General features: G+C 36.1%; 17 protein-coding genes. 6 read left to right on the plus strand and 11 right to left on the minus strand.

Features of this window, described 5'->3' with window-relative positions:
- Window positions 1-99 precede the first annotated feature (99 nt).
- Complete coding sequence (locus tag ASU02_RS20920; protein WP_057767257.1) at window positions 100-951, minus strand: metallophosphoesterase; 852 nt, start codon at window positions 949-951, stop codon at window positions 100-102.
- A 484-nt stretch (window positions 952-1435) separates the two neighbouring features.
- On the opposite strand from ASU02_RS20920, the gene ASU02_RS20925 reads away from it, so the two are divergent.
- Window positions 1436-1729 (plus strand): hypothetical protein, encoded by a 294-nt coding sequence (locus ASU02_RS20925; RefSeq protein ID WP_057767259.1) that lies wholly within the window; start codon window positions 1436-1438, stop codon window positions 1727-1729.
- Window positions 1730-2193: 464 nt separating this feature from the next.
- On the opposite strand, the gene ASU02_RS20930 is transcribed toward ASU02_RS20925, so the two are convergent.
- The 5 genes from ASU02_RS20930 to ASU02_RS20955 all read right to left on the minus strand — a co-directional run bounded on the left by ASU02_RS20930 (window position 2194) and on the right by ASU02_RS20955 (window position 7371).
- Complete coding sequence (locus ASU02_RS20930) at window positions 2194-2466, minus strand: FmdB family zinc ribbon protein (protein WP_057767261.1); 273 nt, start codon at window positions 2464-2466, stop codon at window positions 2194-2196.
- A 20-nt stretch (window positions 2467-2486) separates the two neighbouring features.
- Window positions 2487-3665 carry a formamidase gene (gene fmdA / locus ASU02_RS20935; RefSeq protein WP_057767263.1) on the minus strand — a complete coding sequence of 393 codons (1179 nt, stop codon included), beginning with the start codon at window positions 3663-3665 and terminating at the stop codon, window positions 2487-2489.
- 256 nt (window positions 3666-3921) lie between these two features.
- The gene (locus ASU02_RS20940) at window positions 3922-4155 is read right to left on the minus strand and encodes a hypothetical protein (RefSeq protein ID WP_057767265.1); all 234 of its coding nucleotides are present in this window, start codon (window positions 4153-4155) and stop codon (window positions 3922-3924) included.
- A gap of 680 nt (window positions 4156-4835) precedes the next feature.
- Window positions 4836-5264, minus strand: coding sequence for a Mov34/MPN/PAD-1 family protein (locus tag ASU02_RS20950; RefSeq protein ID WP_057767269.1), 429 nt, complete (start codon window positions 5262-5264; stop codon window positions 4836-4838).
- Window position 5265: 1 nt separating this feature from the next.
- Window positions 5266-7371: a coiled-coil domain-containing protein gene (locus tag ASU02_RS20955; RefSeq protein ID WP_057767271.1), complete on the minus strand. Its 2106-nt coding sequence runs from the start codon at window positions 7369-7371 to the stop codon at window positions 5266-5268.
- Between the two features lie 335 nt (window positions 7372-7706).
- On the opposite strand from ASU02_RS20955, the gene ASU02_RS20960 reads away from it, so the two are divergent.
- The 3 genes from ASU02_RS20960 (at window position 7707) to ASU02_RS20970 (ending at window position 10077) form a co-directional block, all read left to right on the plus strand.
- A complete protein-coding gene (locus ASU02_RS20960) occupies window positions 7707-8465 on the plus strand; it encodes a BMQ_0737 family morphogenetic spore coat protein (protein ID WP_057767273.1) in 759 nt (252 codons plus the stop codon).
- Between the two features lie 139 nt (window positions 8466-8604).
- Window positions 8605-9096, plus strand: coding sequence for a hypothetical protein (locus ASU02_RS20965; protein WP_057767275.1), 492 nt, complete (start codon window positions 8605-8607; stop codon window positions 9094-9096).
- A gap of 9 nt (window positions 9097-9105) precedes the next feature.
- Window positions 9106-10077 carry a CgeB family protein gene (locus ASU02_RS20970; protein WP_057767276.1) on the plus strand — a complete coding sequence of 324 codons (972 nt, stop codon included), beginning with the start codon at window positions 9106-9108 and terminating at the stop codon, window positions 10075-10077.
- A 331-nt stretch (window positions 10078-10408) separates the two neighbouring features.
- On the opposite strand, the gene ASU02_RS20975 is transcribed toward ASU02_RS20970, so the two are convergent.
- Window positions 10409-11074 (minus strand): glycosyltransferase family protein, encoded by a 666-nt coding sequence (locus ASU02_RS20975; RefSeq protein ID WP_057767278.1) that lies wholly within the window; start codon window positions 11072-11074, stop codon window positions 10409-10411.
- Between the two features lie 121 nt (window positions 11075-11195).
- On the opposite strand from ASU02_RS20975, the gene ASU02_RS20980 reads away from it, so the two are divergent.
- Window positions 11196-12128 (plus strand): glycosyltransferase family 2 protein, encoded by a 933-nt coding sequence (locus ASU02_RS20980; protein WP_057767280.1) that lies wholly within the window; start codon window positions 11196-11198, stop codon window positions 12126-12128.
- A gap of 9 nt (window positions 12129-12137) precedes the next feature.
- Here the strand turns inward: ASU02_RS20980 and ASU02_RS20985 are convergent, their stop codons facing one another.
- The 4 genes from ASU02_RS20985 to ASU02_RS21000 all read right to left on the minus strand — a co-directional run bounded on the left by ASU02_RS20985 (window position 12138) and on the right by ASU02_RS21000 (window position 17391).
- Window positions 12138-13046, minus strand: a complete 909-nt coding sequence (locus tag ASU02_RS20985; RefSeq protein WP_232426309.1) for a glycosyltransferase family 4 protein — start codon at window positions 13044-13046, stop codon at window positions 12138-12140.
- Between the two features lie 100 nt (window positions 13047-13146).
- Entirely contained in the window at window positions 13147-14364 is a 1218-nt protein-coding gene (locus ASU02_RS26075; RefSeq protein WP_165571622.1) for a glycosyltransferase, read from the minus strand.
- Between the two features lie 92 nt (window positions 14365-14456).
- Window positions 14457-16046: a DUF4214 domain-containing protein gene (locus ASU02_RS20995; protein ID WP_057767284.1), complete on the minus strand. Its 1590-nt coding sequence runs from the start codon at window positions 16044-16046 to the stop codon at window positions 14457-14459.
- A 223-nt stretch (window positions 16047-16269) separates the two neighbouring features.
- Entirely contained in the window at window positions 16270-17391 is a 1122-nt protein-coding gene (locus ASU02_RS21000; protein WP_232426310.1) for a glycosyltransferase, read from the minus strand.
- A gap of 539 nt (window positions 17392-17930) precedes the next feature.
- Between ASU02_RS21000 and ASU02_RS21005 the strand changes: the two genes are divergently transcribed.
- The gene (locus ASU02_RS21005; RefSeq protein WP_057767286.1) at window positions 17931-18533 is read left to right on the plus strand and encodes a class I SAM-dependent methyltransferase; all 603 of its coding nucleotides are present in this window, start codon (window positions 17931-17933) and stop codon (window positions 18531-18533) included.
- Window positions 18534-18559 lie beyond the last annotated feature (26 nt).

The raw sequence follows: 18559 nt of genomic DNA on the forward strand, positions 1-18559 counted from the left end.
TTGTTCTATTTCTATTTTAAAACAAAAAAGACTGTAGGCAAACTCGATTTTCATCGAGTTTGTCTACAGTCTGAAAGCTGTTAATAACAGCTTTTTCTTTTATATTGCTTTTACAGTTTTTTGTTTGCCCATTACTAAGGTTAGCTCATGAAGGGTGATTTCAGGACGGCTCCCCACACGGATATTCAAACCTGTTTGACCAAGCCCTTCACTGATATAAAATGGTTTTCCATCTTGTTTATGAAACCCCTTTATGATATTCATTCGGGCTAGTTTTCCCATTTTGGCTAAGTGATAGGCTTTGGGATAACAAATTTGTCCACCGTGGAAATGACCGGCAAGTAAATAATCAAAATGATAATTTTTCATGTGCAGCACAATATTTGGGTCATGCGTTAATACTAAGATTGTTCCTGAAGTAACTCCTTTATATGAAGTTTCTAGGCTGCTTCGATTTGTACTAAAGTCATCGATTCCAATGATATTAACCCATGTTCCCTGTACATAGATAAGGTCATTTTCATTTTGTAAAACCTTGCAGTTATTTGCAGCAAGTGTCTTGATTAAGATTTGTAAATCCTTTTGGCGCAGGACATAATCATGGTTGCCTAAAACAGCATAAATTCCATATTTTGCTTGTAGTCGATTCAATACTTCAAGATATGGGGCTAGCTTCGGAATCGTACGTTTTCGGTCGAGAAAATCACCGGTAAGTGCAATCAAATCAATAGGCTCATCTTTTAATTTTTCATAAAGTTCATTAGGAGAAATTGAAATATTTTCAAGGTGTAAATCAGAAAGCTGGAGAATATTTAATTTCGGAAATTGTTCGCTGGATAATTCTTCAGTGATTTTCAATTTATTGATCACGACATCTTTTGTGTTTTTATTTCCTTTTTTAAAGAAATAATAAAGAAGAAACGCTAAAACAGTAATGAATAGTATGTTCAATTGTCATGCCTCCTTCCTGATAAATTATACAGGAAGAAGGCTGGTATTTTTATAAGTAATAGATGGGAAAAGTCCCATTTGGTTCTATTATTTTTTTGCTGAAGATAGAGTTAAGCTGTTGGGGTGTAGATCTAATTAACTTTCATTTTGTTGCATCCTATCAAATGAAGGTATGTTTAGCTCGTAGAGGTATATCGGATTGAAACATTTTTATACAGGAATACCTATTCCACAACTAGCTGAGTATAAACAAAAGCCAATTTCTTCTGTGTTAATTTCAGGAAATTAGCTAGTACAAAATCTTTTTAATATTTGGGCTTTAGGCTGTTCATTTCATTTTATGTCTCAAGCAGTTATCTGCCGGTATTATGAAATGTAGTCCATTTGAAAAAGATGTCAGCATTTTCTAACCGCTGTAAGCAAATATTAGATAATGGAAGTGAAGGATTCACTTCTAAATTCTCTATAGAGGAAGTGCTTGAAAATGAATAGCTGGATTGCAGCGCTTTTCAATACAATGAGTATGCAAAACACCATGAAGATATTTGGCAGAAAAAGAAATAATAAAGGCATTGTCTGGGCATCAATAGTAGGTCTAGGAATTAGTGCAGCTGCATATGGGTTAAAAAGAAATCAAAGCAGCAATAGGTCGCTGCCTATTCAAAAGATTTTGAACAGCATTCAAATGGGGACAAATAGCAATAAACAAAACATTCCTGCTTTAGCAGAGTTTGCGAAAGAATTAGGACCTGATATAAAGTCTTTAACAAATAAATAGTCTTCACCTAAAAATGCCCATATTGTGATGGGCATTTTTAGGTGAAGACTTAGAATTAAATGCAATTGGGAATAATTGTTATTAAGCGAAAAATAATGCGAAATTTCATCTAAAATACTACTGGTTTTTGGAGACAAAAAAGGCACTGTCTATTCTATCAAATGGGTATTAATGTCCTGCCAAAAAAGAGAGAAGCTTCGTCAATAATGGTTAGACCTACATAATTTAATTGAACCAAGGAAACGGTCATAAAGAAAGATAGAAGCAGATAAAACGAATACTAGCAGTCTTGGAAATGTAGAATATAGTTGTGAAAAGAACGTGGTTTTAGCTGTAGATGGCTTTTTGATACAAAAATCACCTTAAGAAACGCACAGTGAGAAAACGCAATTGTTATAATTACTTTTGAATAGTTTTTAAATAATATAAAAAAACGGCCGTTTAAACAGCCGCTTCCATCTATTTCAATTTCCAACTTGCCAAGGACGGCTAGCTGATTTGTTTTTTATTTTCTGCTTGGGTCCCAATTCTTCCCTTGTCATTCTGCGTGGCTCCATTCCTTTTTCAAATCGGGTTCGCAGTTCTTTTGAGTAAGAAAAAAGATTAGGAGGAAGATACACGCGTGTAGATTCTTCTAAACAGTCTGGACATTCTGCCCGATCTTTTTTCCCGGTCATTGTCTTTAAAATCAAGGTAAAATCACCGCAATTTTGGCAGCAAAATGTATAACTGGGCATCAAACTCCCCTCCCAACCATTTATTTCGGCATGATATCTTTATCAAATATTTGTGTTGGAATCGCAACTGTACAGCATGCATTTGGAATATCGACTATTCCATTAATTCGTCCTTCAACAGGAGCAGTGCTTAATAACATATATGCCTGTTCACCTGTATAACCCAATGTTTTTAAATATTCAATTGCATTTAAACATGCTCTTTTATAAGCGATATTAGCATCTAAATAATGCTGCTTTCCATCCTTGTCATCTACTGATATTCCTTCAAATACAAGGAAATCTGAATAAAGGGGATCAACTGGACCTGGTTTGAATACTGGATTTTCTTGAATTTTATACTTTTCCATGCCCCCTTTAATGACATCTACCTTAAGGTCTATCCAGCCTGCCATCTCGATTCCACCGCAAAAAGTGATTTCCCCATCCCCCTGTGAAAAATGAAGATCACCTACTGAAAGTTTGGCGCCCTTAACAAAAACTGGGAAGTAAATTTTTGAACCCTTTGAAAGATTTTTAATGTCGCAATTTCCCCCATTTTCCCTTGGAGGAACAGTTCTTGCTCCCTCTTTTGCTACTCGGTCAAATTCGGCTCCTTTAAGGGTGCCAAGAACTGCTGCTTCAGGGTTAGGAGTGTTGGCTAGTGGAGGTACTCGGTCAGGGTCTGACATCTTTAATTCATTTTCTCGTTGATTCCATTTTTGTAAAAGCTCAAGTGAAGGTGCAACACCAATTAAACCAGGATGAATGAGTCCAGCAAATTTCACACCCGGCACATGTCTTGATGTTGTGTAAATGCCTTCAAAATCCCAAATCGATTTTGCCGCTTCTGGATAATGATCTGTTAAAAAGCTCCCTCCATTTTCTTTTGCAAAAATACCGTTAAAGCCCCATTCATATTCTTGAAATGTGCCAATATCCAATATGTCAACAACTAAAAGATCCCCTGGTTCAACCCCATTTACATAAACAGGACCACTCAAAACATGTACTCGAGCTAAATTCACATCCCTAATATCATTTGGATTATCATTATTCTTAATTTGTCCGTCCGTCCAATCTTGGCATTCCATTCGAAACGCGGTTCCTGGATCAACAGAGAAAGCAGCTGGAATATCTGGATGCCATCTATTATGCCCAGGGTGAATTTGCTCCTCCATTGGTTTACTTAAATCAAGCTTGTACATGGTTTTTGGCATTTTATTTCCTCCTAAAATAAGTCATTCATTTCTAATGGAGTAAAAATATGTATGCGTTTTCTTGTACAAGTATATGTTTCGGAAATCGATTTATTCTAATTAGCCCTATTCATTCAGGCAATTAAACTTTCATGTGAAACAAATAAACCGCATACGTTAAAGCTTCCCTGCTGCATTTCATAGCATAGGTTTTCATTCGTTATTAAAGCATAAAAAAACACCGCAGGAGACTTTCTCACAGCGGTGCAGATCTATCTTATACTTTTTTTAATATTAAATATAAACGATTGACACGTTCTTCCTTTTCGTCATTTGATGATAGATCGTACTTTTTTAATAGATGGAAGACTTCATTTAAGATGTCTTGTGTATGTTCTTTTTGAAAAAACTCATCAAATAAATGGATTGTATCACTTGGTAGAAATTCCATTTGCTGCTCATATTTAGCCTTTACATCATCGTGGGAATGATCTAATTTACATTCGCTCATTTGGTTTCCCTCCTTGTATGTTTTATTTTACTACTCTTTGAAAAAAACACCAATGCCAATTAGATGAACAAAAGCACTTACTATTAAAGGGTGTTTACTTAGATATGTAAGAAGTGGATTTAGGATTATTTGTTTGACAATTATATGTAGTATGACCTGTCTCTTTCACTGACTCATGTTGAATAAGGTACTCCATAGTCTGAAATGAGCTCATTATTTCGGCAATTCAACTGTAATAATGTACTCATTTACAAAAAAGATTATTTTAAAAAAACGACTCATAAATTTTTTAAAAATTTTAGAGCCGCCTTTTTCAACTTGACTTTATTTATAATTGACTGTCCCTACGACTTTTTTGGGTTTCTCCCACATCCACAGCCACCGTGTTTATATTTCTGCTTATTAGGATTCGCTCCTCCTGGTATGGTATTGAATTTGATCTTATGTCCCATATAGGGGACGGACTCCGGAGATTGTTGAGTTTCAAAAGTTCTCTTTTGAATTTTTATTATCTGTTTTTTTATCAAAATTCTCCCTCCTGGATATTTAGGTGCTCTACTCTTAATTATATGTTTCATAAAAATATGACGTGTTTCAATTAAAACCCATTTTTCTGTTTCAAGTAAAAACTCGTAATGTAAATAAAAGAAGCGGCGATCCGCTTGACCCGCCGTCTTCATTCACTCTTCTACAATGATTAATTTCAATGGGGTAACCATACCCTCATTTATTTGAAAACAACCCACTTCTACTTTCCCTTTATAAAAAGAAACAATTATATAGGCTAAATTCGGATAAGGAGTATTTCCTATATCATGTGAAGATGGATAGGCAGGTGAGCTTGGATGAGAGTGAAAGATACCAGAAATCTTTTCACCCATTTTATTTGCATTCTTTGAAGTAAGTTCGATTGACTCCTTAGACATAGAGAATCGGTTAGATTTTAGGGTTTCATTTTTTATTTTCCATAAATTTGTGCCATTAAATCGCATGCCCGATAGTAACCCGCACGCTTCAAAAGGGAGTGCTTGCTGACAATACAATATCATTTCCTCATAAACTGCTTTTTTTATTTTAAAAGCAGCACTGCGAATGTCTAAATTATCCAAATTACCTTTGATTCCCGTAGTTTCCCATACCTGCGGGCTGGGTTGTTTTATTACGTAAGGTAAAGAAGTCCATTGTTCCCTGCTGCGCATTTTGGCTTCTGGGTAGGGGCTGATAGCCACGCTGCTGTTGCATCATTCTTTGGAACCAGTCGGCTGGTTGTGGAGCTTGTTGTTGAGCTTGTTGTTGAGCTTGTTGTTGGGAAAGCTGATGAGCTTGTTGTTGAGCAGAAAGTTCCTGCTGTTCTTCAGGCTGGCTTTGTTGAGCAGGCTGGCTTTGCATTGTTAAAGACTGTTCATGCTGTGATTGAACTGGCTGATCTGGATTAAATTGCTGAAGCGGATTTTGATGCTCAAGTCTTGTTTGGGAAATTGGCTGTTGAATATATTGCTTAATAAATATCTCTTTTTCTTCCAAAGTAGATTCCAAAGAATTAAATTGAGCTTTCATTTGCTTCATTTGCTTATCCCAAGTATCTCTGTCTTTTTCATACTGATTAATTTTTAATCGATACATTTCAATTTCTGACTGGAATTTTTCTATCTGCTGCGAGAGTATACGTTCTCCATCCTTTTTGGCTTTATAGATTTCAATTTCTTTCGCCTGAAGCTCTGCAGTAAGCTTTAAATTATTCTGTTTCATTTCTTCCATTTTCACGATAGTTGCTTTTGTCTCTTTTAGTTCCGTTCTTAATTCATCAATTTGCTTGGACCAAGACCCTTTTTCTGTATCAAAAAGCTCAGACTTTTCTTTATATACATTTACTTGATCTTGAACATGTTCAAGAACCTTAAGATACGATTCTTTCTCACGCTGATAATGATCTGTAAGCATATTAAATTCATCAATTTTTGATTCTAAATCCTCTTTAAGCTTTAGTTTCTCTGTTTCGAATTTCTCAAGCTTCGTTAAGGAACTTTGTGCTTTCAGTAATTCATTTCTCATGATCTCAATTTGGTGTTCTAACTCATTCTTTTTAGCCTCTGACTTCTCATATTCTTCTGTAAGCAAAATGACTTCTTGCATGAGCATCTCCTTCTCTTTTTTTATTTTACTAAGTTCAAAAGTCTTTGCTTCCAATTGGTGTTTTAATGATGATGTCATCCGTACTAACTGCTTTGTCTCTGCAAAAACCTCATTTAAGTTAGAAGTGATTTTTTCTAATCTTTTTTCATCGGATTGCCTTTGTGAGGATATGTTTGAAATGCTTTCATGAATAGAAGCATTTTCTTCTTCAAGAAGCGCAATCTTATTTAGAAGTGTAATTTTTTCCTCATTATACCGATTGTTTGCTTCTTCTAATTTACTCATTTCTTTCACATGGTTCTCCAGGCGGTTTAACATTTCTAATTTCAATGATTCCAATTCTTTTATTTTGAATTTAGCTTCTGATAATTCTGTTTGCAGATGACTTGCAGACTCAACAGCAGTACTTTTCTCTAATTCCAATTGGGGTATCTTTTGTTGATAAGATACGTTTTTCTGTTGTAATTGTTCCTGTTTTTCCTTGATTCCTTGAAAGTCATGGCCCATTTTTTCATATTGCTTAAACAAGCTATCAAATTCTTCAGATCTTTGTTTTAATTCTTCCTCCAGTTCCCTCACTTCGTTTTTATACTGGTTGATTTGTTCATTAGCTTCAGTCAAATTAATGGACATTCTGTCTCCATGCTGCATGTTTGTTCTTTCTTTTTCTCTATATGCTTCTATCTGTTCCTTGTATATAGCAATTTTCGTTTGCAGCTTTTTATTATTCTCTTGCAGTTGGCTATTTTCAACTTCATGATCGTCATCCAGCTCTAGTTGGACCGGACTTTTTTCAAGGACTGCCATTCTTTCCTGCAATGCGGTATTTTTCACAAGCAGTTCATTATAATCGGTTATTAACTCATCTCTCGCTTGATTACATTGTTTATTTGCTTTCGTAATTTCAGAGAGTTCTAAAGTCAACCGCTCATTTTCGCCCTTTAACATATTTATTTGTTCCAGGTACCTCCTATCTCTCGTCCGACTGTCCCCTCGGTAAAAGGAAAGTTCAGACTCTAGATGAATCACCCTCTGTTGAAGCTGTATATGTGTCAGTTTTTCAAACTGATTCCTTCTAATCATCAGTTTCTCCTCCTTAGTCATTAGCCCAGTTCTTTTTTTTATTCTATGCTTCCTAGGCAAAAGTGTAACTGGATATACTGCATCCAGACGCATGTTCAACAACTAGAGCTTACAACAGATTTAAATAGGCTTATTTCATCCCTAATTTAAATCACACCTCTACAGGAAGGGAATATATTATGTATGGGTCAACTGTACGTAGAATTTCTTTCTCTAAATACGCCGAAAAGTTTCAACTAAAAATACACTCCTGCCTAAACACCGATCAAGGATAAACGCATAGTATACAGTAGGCTCAGCCCTATTAACAAAATAGTTGAGGAGATGATTGTTTCATGGATTTTAAATCAATTAGCGGTGGCCAAGAAACTTTATGTATAAAAGTTAATAAAGTTTACGACTGGGTCACTCGCCAAGCAGATGTGCCACTAATCGCCTTCACTGGCCCTGCTTCTCTTGTTGATATTGGTTTTGATTGCCCAAGTGGCGTAACCCCTACTCCGGGCGGTGTAGGTGACCCATGTGCTTTTCTAGGCGGAAATCTGACAGTAGAATGCTTCCCTACTGATGAAGAAGGAAACCCCATTGATCCGTTAGCACCTGGGGCAATTCTTTGCCAGGAGATCCCACAGCCAGAAGGACGTGCAAGTGGTCAATTCCAATTGCCTGATGGATCGACTGTAACACTCCAAAAGGTAAAAGTTTTGAAAAAGGGATTTGTAGTTGTCCGCGTATCAAACGCTGTTGGCCAAAGCTGTACTTCTGATCCAATTCCTTGGGCTGTATCTGAGAAGTTCTTCCTATGTGCGCCTCCAGGTACTTTCCTACAATGTGAAATTACTGACTTTGAGTGCGATGCGAACATCATTTGCCGCCAAGTTGGAATTACTCCAGGAGTATTCGAGTTCCAGCAGCTTGATATTTCAATCAATCTATGCCAAAACGTTCAAATGGAGGCAATGGTCAAACTAGAAATTACTGCAGACTTCTGTCAGCCACGCCCTGATATGCCGTTTGTTTGTCCGCCATTGGCATTCCCTCCTCAATGTCCAACAGTGTTTCCAGGACCTGGACCAACACCGACAGGGATTTAAAAAGAAATTGATTTCATACAGCAGGTTAACTGAGGAGTTCCCGCTCCTCTTTTTTGATTGTATAAATATTTCGAAGTATTTCATCTCATTACATGCATAGAATGTAATGATATCTTCGGAATATTCAAGGGGGATCGATATGTTTTGGAATAAAAAACCGAAGGAAACTGCTGAGGCTTGTGTCTGGTTCAGCTACACTGTTATGCTTCCTGAAAATGATGAGGACGACAATGAAGTGACAGTGATTGGTAATATGATTATCAAAAATACAGGTACTTCTGTCTTAAATACACCCATGATTTGTATTCGAATTAAGCCTCCTGAAGATGTTCGACTTGGCGGAAAAATCGGTTCTGTCACTCATACTGCTTTAATGATAGATGGAACGAACAGCGAATCATGGCACTACTTCCATGATAACTGGAAGGAACAAGCAGAAAAAACTGGAGAGCATTGGCTTAAGCCTAACAGGCACCTAAAATTAGAACCCGGTGAGAAATTATCGTTTGAAAACGAGTTGCGAATACCAACGACAAAAAGAGAAAAATTCGTTTTAATTGAGGGCTTTTTCTATAGTGAAGAAATCAAAAATGGAATCAGGACTTTGAACAATATTTCTATTAATCTGTAGGAGAATGAAATGAAAATCCTCTTTATTTCTTCAGGCTATAATGGAATCTATGACCATTTTGAAGCATGGATAGTACAAGAGTTAGGCAAAAAACATGAGGTACAGTACTTTCAGTATAAAAACGGCCTTCGTACATTACAAACACTAACAAAATCATTTAAGCCTGAGGCTGTCATCACAATGGTAGGCTTTAAGTTGCCAATTAATATGGTCCAATGGCTAAAAGCAAATCATATAAAGACTGCGATTTGGTTCACAGAAGACCCCTACTTTATGGATCAAACAACTGAGCTTTCCCGTCATTATGACTTTGTTTTTACCATCGATGCCGCAGCACTAGAATTTTATATAAATGACGGCCATACGCATGCTTACCAATTACCGCTTGGTACAGAACCAGAAATATTTAAGCCCAAAGAGATGGAAGGGAAATTCAAAAGCGATATATGCATCGTTGGCTATCCTTATCCTGATCGAGTAAAATACATCCAATTTCTTTTACAAAACACCCCTTACAATATTAGGGTTGTAGGAAATTGGAGAAAACCATTGTATTATTATCAAAATAATCCAAAGCTAATCATTAATGAAGGCTGGTTCAAACCATCCATAGCAGCAGATTTTTATAACTCTTCAAAAATCATTTTAAATACACACCGGCCGTTTAACCTGAAGCATAATCAAAACCGGCTTGGCATAGTAGGAAAAAGCATTAACAATCGAACCTTTGATGTTGCCGCATGTGAGGCCTTTCAATTAATTGAATTCAAAGAGGATTTACCTAACCACTTTGTTGAAGATGAGGAAATAGCAGCTTTTAAAAATAATGAAGAGATGCTAAAAAAGATTGACTATTATTTACAAAACGAGGTAGAGCGGCAAAGAATAGCGGCTAAAGCCAGAAATCGAGTATTAAAAGAGCATACATTTGAGAAGAGGCTCGATAAATTAATTCAGATTATTTCTAATGCCTCCAATTAATATATCGTTTGAATAAATCTAGCAATCAATATTTTAGGAAGAAGCGATTGAGATGACAATCGCTTTCCAGGGTCTTTTTATCTGTAACTTCCATACTTGGTCACCATATTAGGGGTTTTTTTGACCATCACTTGAGATTGAGATGGTGCAACTTTTGTCATTTGCATGGGTCTTCCATGATACCGCCCATCAGCTGAATATATTTTATTAATCTTATTGCATAGACACATAAGATCACCTCACCTTCTTAATGTATAATATGAAAGTATTTTATTTTTGCTTGTACTTCTGTACTGAATTGTCCAATTTAAAGAAATAGCAAAATAAAGCCCTAAAAATAACCATCATAATTTTGAACGAATATCAACCTGTTTTCTTCGTAGCCGTTTAAGTTTACTGTCCCTGTTGCATGGAGACACCACGGACTTATTTGCCTTGGAACTCCAACATCATATCCTGCTTTCTCAAATTCTAAGCTTTGAGAAACATCATAGAAATGCCAGCCTTGAAATAATTCTTCTCTCCATTCAAGATCGTACTGGGTCACCATAATTAATCCATCGATCACCTTAACTTTCTCATAATCTTCTATGACAGGGCGATTCGCTAGGGTTCCTATTGTCCTTTTGCCTTTAGGGGTATAATAGACAGCTCCATATACGAGCTTGCTATTCCACCAAACCCCATTTGGGAGCGTTTTAGCACCTACCATTCCAAGCATTCCTAATTTAGGAAATTTATTAAATAACGAAATGATATCGTAAATGAAATGTTTATTAAAAATATAAGTATCCTGATGCAGATATACTTTATATTTAGCATCACTTCTTTTCATCCCTTGATTGTATCCTGAAGTCAGACTTGAAGCATTCTCAATTGAAATCGTTTCGATTTCATAGCCTTCTGGTATCTTTAAAGAATGAATATATTTTAATGCTGTATTGTATTTTTCAGCATGATTAACACAGGAAATAAAGCATATTTTTTTGTTATTCACCTTGCCGTCACCTCTACATTCGTATCATATATATATTCATAGATTTTCATTCACTTTCATTTAAAAATATTTTGAAAGAGTATGTACGCTTTAGCATAATAATTAAAAAGGGGCGATATAAGTGAAAGAAAACCATAAGAAAAGGTATCCGCTCGTTTCTATTTTAATTCCTACATATAACCGCCCACATTACTTTGATTTAGCTTTAACGAGCGCTTTGGAGCAAACATATCCGAATATTGAAATTCTAATCGGAGATGACAGTTCGAATGAAGACACAATAAACCTTGTGCAAACCAAATATTTACCTGCCCATTCGAATATTACTTTTATACGCAATCAACGTACTCTAGGGCTTTTGGATAACAGCTTAAGCTTATTTGAAAAAGCAAATGGGAAATACATTAATTACTTAATGGATGATGATCTATTTTATCCAGAGAAAATAGAAAAAATGATGGCTTATTTTTTGAATGATCACAAAGAGGAAATCTCATTAGTTACTTCTCATAGAAACCTGATCAATGAAAATGGCACACCTTTTCCTGATGGGCATTTGAATCAAAAAATAAGCAAAACAGATACAATTGCCTCTGGAATTGAAGTAGGAAACCAAATCTTAATGAATTGCCATAATTATATTGGTGAACCAACTACTCCATTATTCCGGAAACAGAATTTAATAGAGCCCTTTGGAACATTAAAAGGCCGAAGATATCATTTCAGTGTTGATTTGGCATCTTGGATTGTATTGTTATCAAAAGGAAATGTTGCCTTTATTTCAGAACCTTTAAGCTGCTTTCGATTACATCGAGATCAACAATTACAGTCATACTCGAAACAAATAGATGGTATAGAAGATTTAACTCATCTAATTGTTACTGCTAAACAATATGGTTTTTTGCAGGAAAGGGAAAAATGGGAACAAGCTTTAATTGAAGTGTTAAATTGGATTCAAAAAGGCTTTCATTATTATCGAAAGGACAAAACTGAAATAAAAAATAGATTGTTTCAATGCCAGGAGCTTGTTCATAATGAATTAAGTTTCCCTTAAAATCAGGCTTTAATATTTGCTAAACTCTGAAGTTAGATTGCTCATTACTCTTGCCCAGTTATATTTCTGAGCTGTTTGTATTGCATTTTCGGTAAGATAGTTTGCTAGTTCTCGATCTGTTAGTACTCTATAAATAGCATTTGCTACACCATCAGCATCTCCACTATTCACCATTAAACAGTTATGCCCATCTATACAAAATTCTTCATTTCCATTCGCTCTCGTAGTAACTACAGGTGCACCGCTAGCCATTGCCTCAAGGATGGGCATACCGAATCCTTCATGAAAGGAAGTTTGGACAAATACGCCACAATTTGCATAAAGGTAGGCTACTGTTCGATCATCAGGGACAGAAAAATGCAGTAAAGGGATATGAGGAATAGTAGGCTGTTCTATACCGAATGTAACTAAAGATACGCCATTTAACATTTGATGAACCTTTTGTACGGCTTCTGCCGTTACTTGAAAGCCTTTCAAATGTTGACTTTTTCTACTGCAAGCCAAAATACGAAGCGGATCATAATCATGCGTTCTATTCGGTCTGAAAACATCATGATCAATAGCGATTGATACATTTGCTGCTTGCTTTTGAAAACGCTGTGCCAATTGATTAGTTGTCCAGTCAGCTACCGTTAAATAATGAATATTCTTCTGGTAGGTTTGAAGAACTCTTGCCCTCATTTCTGGTGAATGCGGGTAATAGCTCTCTTCAATATCTTGTACAAGGTAAAATGGGATCCCGCGTCCGTTTTGAGACGGATCACAGCTAGCAACCACGGTGTCTAGTGTATTCCACCAAGTTGCAACTTTTATTGCATCCATTACTCTAAGCTGCTGCAGCATTTGCTGATAGTTTTTAAATCTACTAACCTGCACCTTTAACGGAAACCATCGCGGCTGATGATCCAATGAAAACAAATGAACTCGATAACCTATATCATGTAAATGGTTTATATGTTCAAAAACATTCTTAACTCCTCCTGAAACACCATTAGCTTCAAGTACATAAACAATCTCTCTATGATTTAAGGATGTGATAATAACCCCTCCATTTCAAATCAAATTGTTTCCTTGCTTCAAAATCCTTTTGTTTGTAAAAATTAATTTTTTGATGGCCTCCTCTTGTTTGGCCTTCCAAATGAATGGCTGCAGCTGAACCGCAGTAAACCACCCTCAATCCTCTTAACCTAGCTCTGAAGCAATATTCCACATCCTCAAAACCAGTAAAAAAATCTTCAGAGAAAAGACCTAAATCAGCAATGACATCCTGTTTAATTAGTAATAGGGCACCTGTGACAGCATGAACATCATCAATGGCAAGGGCAGGTGCATAATCTGCTGGTAAGCCAACGTATCGATGATAAAGATCAGCGTTCATTCCTCCATGCTGAATCGTTTGATTTGGATATAGCAAGCGTGCACCAACAACACCAATTTCAGGTGAGCTTTGCATGGTATTAAGCATTTTCTCTAGCCATTCAGGTTGATGAAAAATAATATCATTGTTAACGAGCACGATATGTTTACCTCTAGCGTGTCTAATCCCTTGATTGACGGTACAGCTAAAACCCTCATTCTGGTTTTTTAGGATGACTTTAATATTTTCCTGTGATCCCCATTCCAGCAGCTGCTGTTGAATTTGAATGGCACTTCCATCATCAACAACGATAATCTCGTAGGAAGTTTTTGTTGTCATCGCTTTTAAAGTGTTTGCACATTGTTTGACTAAATCAACTTGATTAAAGCTTGGAATGATGCAGCTTACAATATTTTCAAAATCAACTTTCCAAGGAGGATGAGGTGAACTTAGAAGTGAAATACATTCCTCGGATGTTAATATATTTCCTAAAACTGTAATCCGATTTCCTTGTTTCTTAAGCGTACCTACAAATCCATACAACCCTGCTTGATCAGGCTCACGATATAATAATTCCCTGTAAAGGCTTTGTACAAATAAAGTTTCATTCGATCGAAAAAACGTTCTTAAAATTCCAGCGATTGTTTGTTTTTGTCTGGCGAGAATGGCAGGAGGGTGATTGTAATGCTGTATACATTCATTACTTTGCAGGACTGAGTTGATAATGGAGATTTTGCTGTGGCCAGACATGAAAAGATTATGATAATGCTCGATTTCAATGGAATTCGCTTCCCGTAATAACAGCTCCTTATATAAACAAGTAACAAAATCTGTTCCATCTTTTTGGTAAATATCATATAACCTTTGAATGATTCTCAACTCAACCACCCCAGAGAAAATATACATGTTAATTATTCATTTCATGTAATTATTAATTGTAAAAAACTAAAAGGGAATATTCTTTTTTACTTTCAGGAGGGATTTACAATAGAAAAAAGTGACGTACATTCTGGAGATGTTAAAATAGATTTAATAACAGAAATTCTGCTTCCGCCTTGCTTTAGGGTACTTATAAAGCCATGCATTCCATCTTCATCAGGTTCACGAAACAGCAATTCTCGATAAAGGCATTTGACAAAATCCACATCGTCGTATTTGTTGAATGTTCTTAAAACTTCAATAATCGTTTGATTGTATCTATATAGCGCATTGAGCGGCCGGTTGAATTGCTGACCACATTCTTCACTTTGCAAAATTGCCTCAATAATTGATATTTTACTAAGGCCAGTGAATAATAAATTTCGATAATGATCTAATTCAATTTGGTTCGGCGAACGTAATAATAATTCATTATATAAACCTTTAATGAATTCAGAGGACTCGCATTGATACAACTGATGGATTTTTTCCATTACTCTTAATTTGTTTTCGTGATACGAATGTATTTTATTTGTACTATCTTGAAACCTTCCACCAGTCAATTGGTTTAAAGCAAATGATATATCCATAGCAGCCTGATCATAGGTAAATGTTTGGTCAATGAAGCTTTTTAGATTATTTCCTTTATCTGCTGCTTCTATTTTATCTGCATAGATGTTCCTCATCCTCTGTTTCAAATTTTCAACAGAGGGTTCTGCCCATAGCTGATCACCTCTATAACCGTGATAATGAGATTGTTGCTTTACTGGCACTAAGTGATAAGGAATTAAATAACTGTTTTTTTCATTAAGAAAGTCAAGCTGACCTCCCCATGCTGTCGCAATGACCGGGAGACCCCGTTTGCCAGCTTCAAGCATTGGGTAGCCAATTCCTTCCCCTCTGCTTGGAAGAACAAAAGCACTAGAATGATTATATAAACCTTCCATTTCGAATTCATCTCTAATCGACAAATCAATATAATATCTTCCCGGATCATTATATTTTCTGCTTTCTGCAGCGATTAGTTCTTCGATCTTTTGGTTATTATGTGCCCCAGTTTTAATAATAAGCACTACGTCTTCGTTTGATGAAAATTCCTCGAAGTAGGCTTTGAGCAATAAATCATACCCTTTCCTTTCTATCCACGTAAATATAGATAAAAAACGAAATGAAGGGAGCTGATGCATGTAATGTGGAACTTGACTAGTAAAAAAAGGCAAGATTTCTGGAGATAAACATGGCCTTATTTTAAAAACAGGAACAGTTAAACCAGCTTGGCGCATGATCTGAACATTATGTTCACTTGAAACAAACACTGCATCCATTTCATTACATTTGCTTATCCAATGATCAGGAATTTTTGATGTTTCCCAATAAGTGAAACCAATCGTTAATCCAGGCATCCGTCTCCATGAATCAGGTAGCTGATGTAAGATATATACTTGATTCCCGTAAGCATTTGGTTTTTCAATAAATCCTTTGAAAAGTTTGCTTTGATCTGGAGACAGATTTAACTGGTAACCATGGTTAATTAAATCAAGCTTTACATCAATTCCTTTGGAATGTAGGGCTAAAAGATATTCTCTAGCAGCTCTGCTGTATCCCGAATGATCATAAACTGATCCTTTCCAGACAATTTGCATAATCATCTCTCCAATTTCCCTCGTCCACGAAAGAATGAATCAAATTCGCCTTGGCGTATTTGCGCCCAGCTTTTTATCGATCACGCTGATAAATTCCTACAAAAAATCTACGGCATCTGCCGGAGGCTTAACTTATTCAGCCCAAGTTTTAACTCCCATTGAATTCGATACCATTTGCATTCAACTCATCACCTATAAAAGTGGGGTTCTTTGCATTATAAAACTAACTCAGTATTTCTCGAAACCTGTCCATCATTCTTCCAGCACTTATAGACCATTTATAGCTATTTAACAAGGTTTCTCTAGCCAGCTGTCCCTTATTTTCAGCTTCATTTTGATTCATATAAACATGTCTCATTAAAGATCTTAAGTGATCTTTATTTGGCTCTGCCCATAATAGTTCTGTATTCCAAGCATTTAGCTTTTGATAGCCTTTCACATCGATAAGATAACCATTTGTATGATTAATAAAATCAAGATGTGCTGACCAATTAGTGGTAATAACAGGGAGTCCTGTTGCCATTGCTTCCATAACAGTCATGTTCCAGCCTTCACCGCGTGTAGGCAGAACATAGCAATTCACACTGTTATATAACTGTGCTATTTTCTCTTCACTCCAGTCATCTGTTGATGACAGAAATATAATTGAATCTCTTTTTCTTCCTGCTATTCTGCTAACAAATTGAGTGACCCTCTCCTGCTGCTGCCGGATCTCTTCTTGGCTGCTTGCACGGATTTTAATGATTAAACAAACATCCTCTTCTTCTCCAAACTCTTCAGCAAATGCCTGCAGCAATACATCGTATCCCTTGCGAGCATCCCATCCAGATGAACTCAAAATTAAAAAGGAAAAACTGCGTTTGCCATTAATATTTAAAGGGGAAGCTCCTGGCCGATAAGTGTTCGTGTCAACTCCCAATGGCATTACTTTAAGCTTTTGAGGCTGAACCCCGCTATGAATAAAGGTGTGATAATTAAACATAGATGGAACCCAGATTTCATCCATTTGATTGCATGCATGGGTCCAATCCGCTGGGATTCTATTACACTCAAACATTGTCAACCCAATACTAAATTGATTTGGATCTTTTTTTAAATAGCTCGGAATAAAGTGATAAAAAACAAGATGGTTCTCCTGTAAAGGTCGATGGGAAAGACTTTTTAACAATGACACTTCAGCTGGATCCATGGACATCGGCTCCCTTTCATTTACACAAGGTGTAAACCGAATATTTGCCTCTTGTTTGACCATTTCTAGTATTAAAGAGCGATTTGATTTTGCATAGCCTGTCGGTTCAAAAAAAGATCCATAGTTATGAATGTTTACCTGATTATCGTTAAGCAAACACAATCACCTCCTAAAATCTTACTGTTTCTTTATATGTTATGTTATGCCTTGGACAAGCGGAACAAGGTCAATTGCCTTTTTTCCTGCATTAAAATAGCCAATTAGTAGCATAAAATGTGAATTAAAGGAAAGTAGAAAGGGGGAATAATGCAAATTCAATACTTGTCCAATCACAATCATACTTCGAAACATATTTTATAAGATAAAAAGTTTATGCGGTGATTGACAAAGGTAACAATACTAACCTTCCCAGTGAGGCTGTCCAATTAGTCCGATTCCAAAACTGCTAAAGCAGCCGAGACTAATTGATCCTCCTGAGCAACAATGCCTTTGGGAAGAGTCATGACCAGCCGGAGCGCAAAGAATCAGCTGTCATTTCAATGGAGAATTTGTCAACCCTTTTTGTTTCCTGAGTACACTAAAGCTTTTGTTAGAAGCTTAAAAAATTCCATTCCAAGACTTTCATTTTCCTAAAATATCACTGTTTTCTTGTTTAGTCTTTGGAAGAAAACGTAAAAAGATTGGAGGTTTGGTAAATGAGTGTTTTAGATAGAGACACTTTTTTTAAACTTTTTGGCAGAGGTACCTTCCATGGTGAGCCGTCTATTTACTTGGGGTTTAATGATATCGAGCCAATCTTAGCATTTGTACAAACTTTTCATATAAAAACGATCATTGAAATTGGTATTCAACGCGGAGCTACAGCAAAATGTATCTTAGATAATTGTTCATCTGTAGAAAGGTATATTGGAATAGACCTTACACCAGACTCTCAAACTACCTTGTCAATTCAACAAGGAGAAATCCCCAAAATTGCTGGAGAATTAGTTAAGGATTATCACCAGGTTGAACTAATTTTAACACCAAATGGTACAAGAGATTTATCTCCTGTCCATCTCCCAGCAGCAGAATTAATTTTAATTGATGGAGACCATTCTGCAGAAGGTGTTTTATTAGATACCATATTAGCGCGTCAAACGATTCGAAAAGGCGGAATCATTTGTTGGCACGACTACGGAAATTCACTAGTACCAGATGTAACAAGAGTAATTGATGATTTGAATTTAAACGAAGGGAATCAAATTTTTCTGATCGAAAACGGATTTTTATGTTTTCAAATTTGCAGGGAAGGAAGATAGTTCTCCGTTATAAAAAATACGGTAGA

This window comes from Cytobacillus praedii, from assembly GCF_001439605.1.
In the GTDB taxonomy this organism is placed as follows: Bacteria; Bacillota; Bacilli; order Bacillales; family Cytobacillaceae; genus Cytobacillus; species Cytobacillus praedii.

What these genes read in the sequence shown, in the direction of transcription:
- ASU02_RS20925 (WP_057767259.1), top strand. Translation starts at nt 1,436, where the DNA reads ATGAATAGCTGGATTGCAGCGCTTTTCAATACAATGAGTATGCAAAAC.
- ASU02_RS20930 (WP_057767261.1), bottom strand. Translation starts at nt 2,466, where the DNA reads ATGCCCAGTTATACATTTTGCTGCCAAAATTGCGGTGATTTTACCTTG.
- fmdA (WP_057767263.1), bottom strand. Translation starts at nt 3,665, where the DNA reads ATGCCAAAAACCATGTACAAGCTTGATTTAAGTAAACCAATGGAGGAG.
- ASU02_RS20940 (WP_057767265.1), bottom strand. Translation starts at nt 4,155, where the DNA reads ATGAGCGAATGTAAATTAGATCATTCCCACGATGATGTAAAGGCTAAA.
- ASU02_RS20955 (WP_057767271.1), bottom strand. Translation starts at nt 7,371, where the DNA reads ATGATTAGAAGGAATCAGTTTGAAAAACTGACACATATACAGCTTCAA.
- ASU02_RS20960 (WP_057767273.1), top strand. Translation starts at nt 7,707, where the DNA reads ATGGATTTTAAATCAATTAGCGGTGGCCAAGAAACTTTATGTATAAAA.
- ASU02_RS20965 (WP_057767275.1), top strand. Translation starts at nt 8,605, where the DNA reads ATGTTTTGGAATAAAAAACCGAAGGAAACTGCTGAGGCTTGTGTCTGG.
- ASU02_RS20970 (WP_057767276.1), top strand. Translation starts at nt 9,106, where the DNA reads ATGAAAATCCTCTTTATTTCTTCAGGCTATAATGGAATCTATGACCAT.
- ASU02_RS20995 (WP_057767284.1), bottom strand. Translation starts at nt 16,046, where the DNA reads ATGCAAATTGTCTGGAAAGGATCAGTTTATGATCATTCGGGATACAGC.
- ASU02_RS21005 (WP_057767286.1), top strand. Translation starts at nt 17,931, where the DNA reads ATGAGTGTTTTAGATAGAGACACTTTTTTTAAACTTTTTGGCAGAGGT.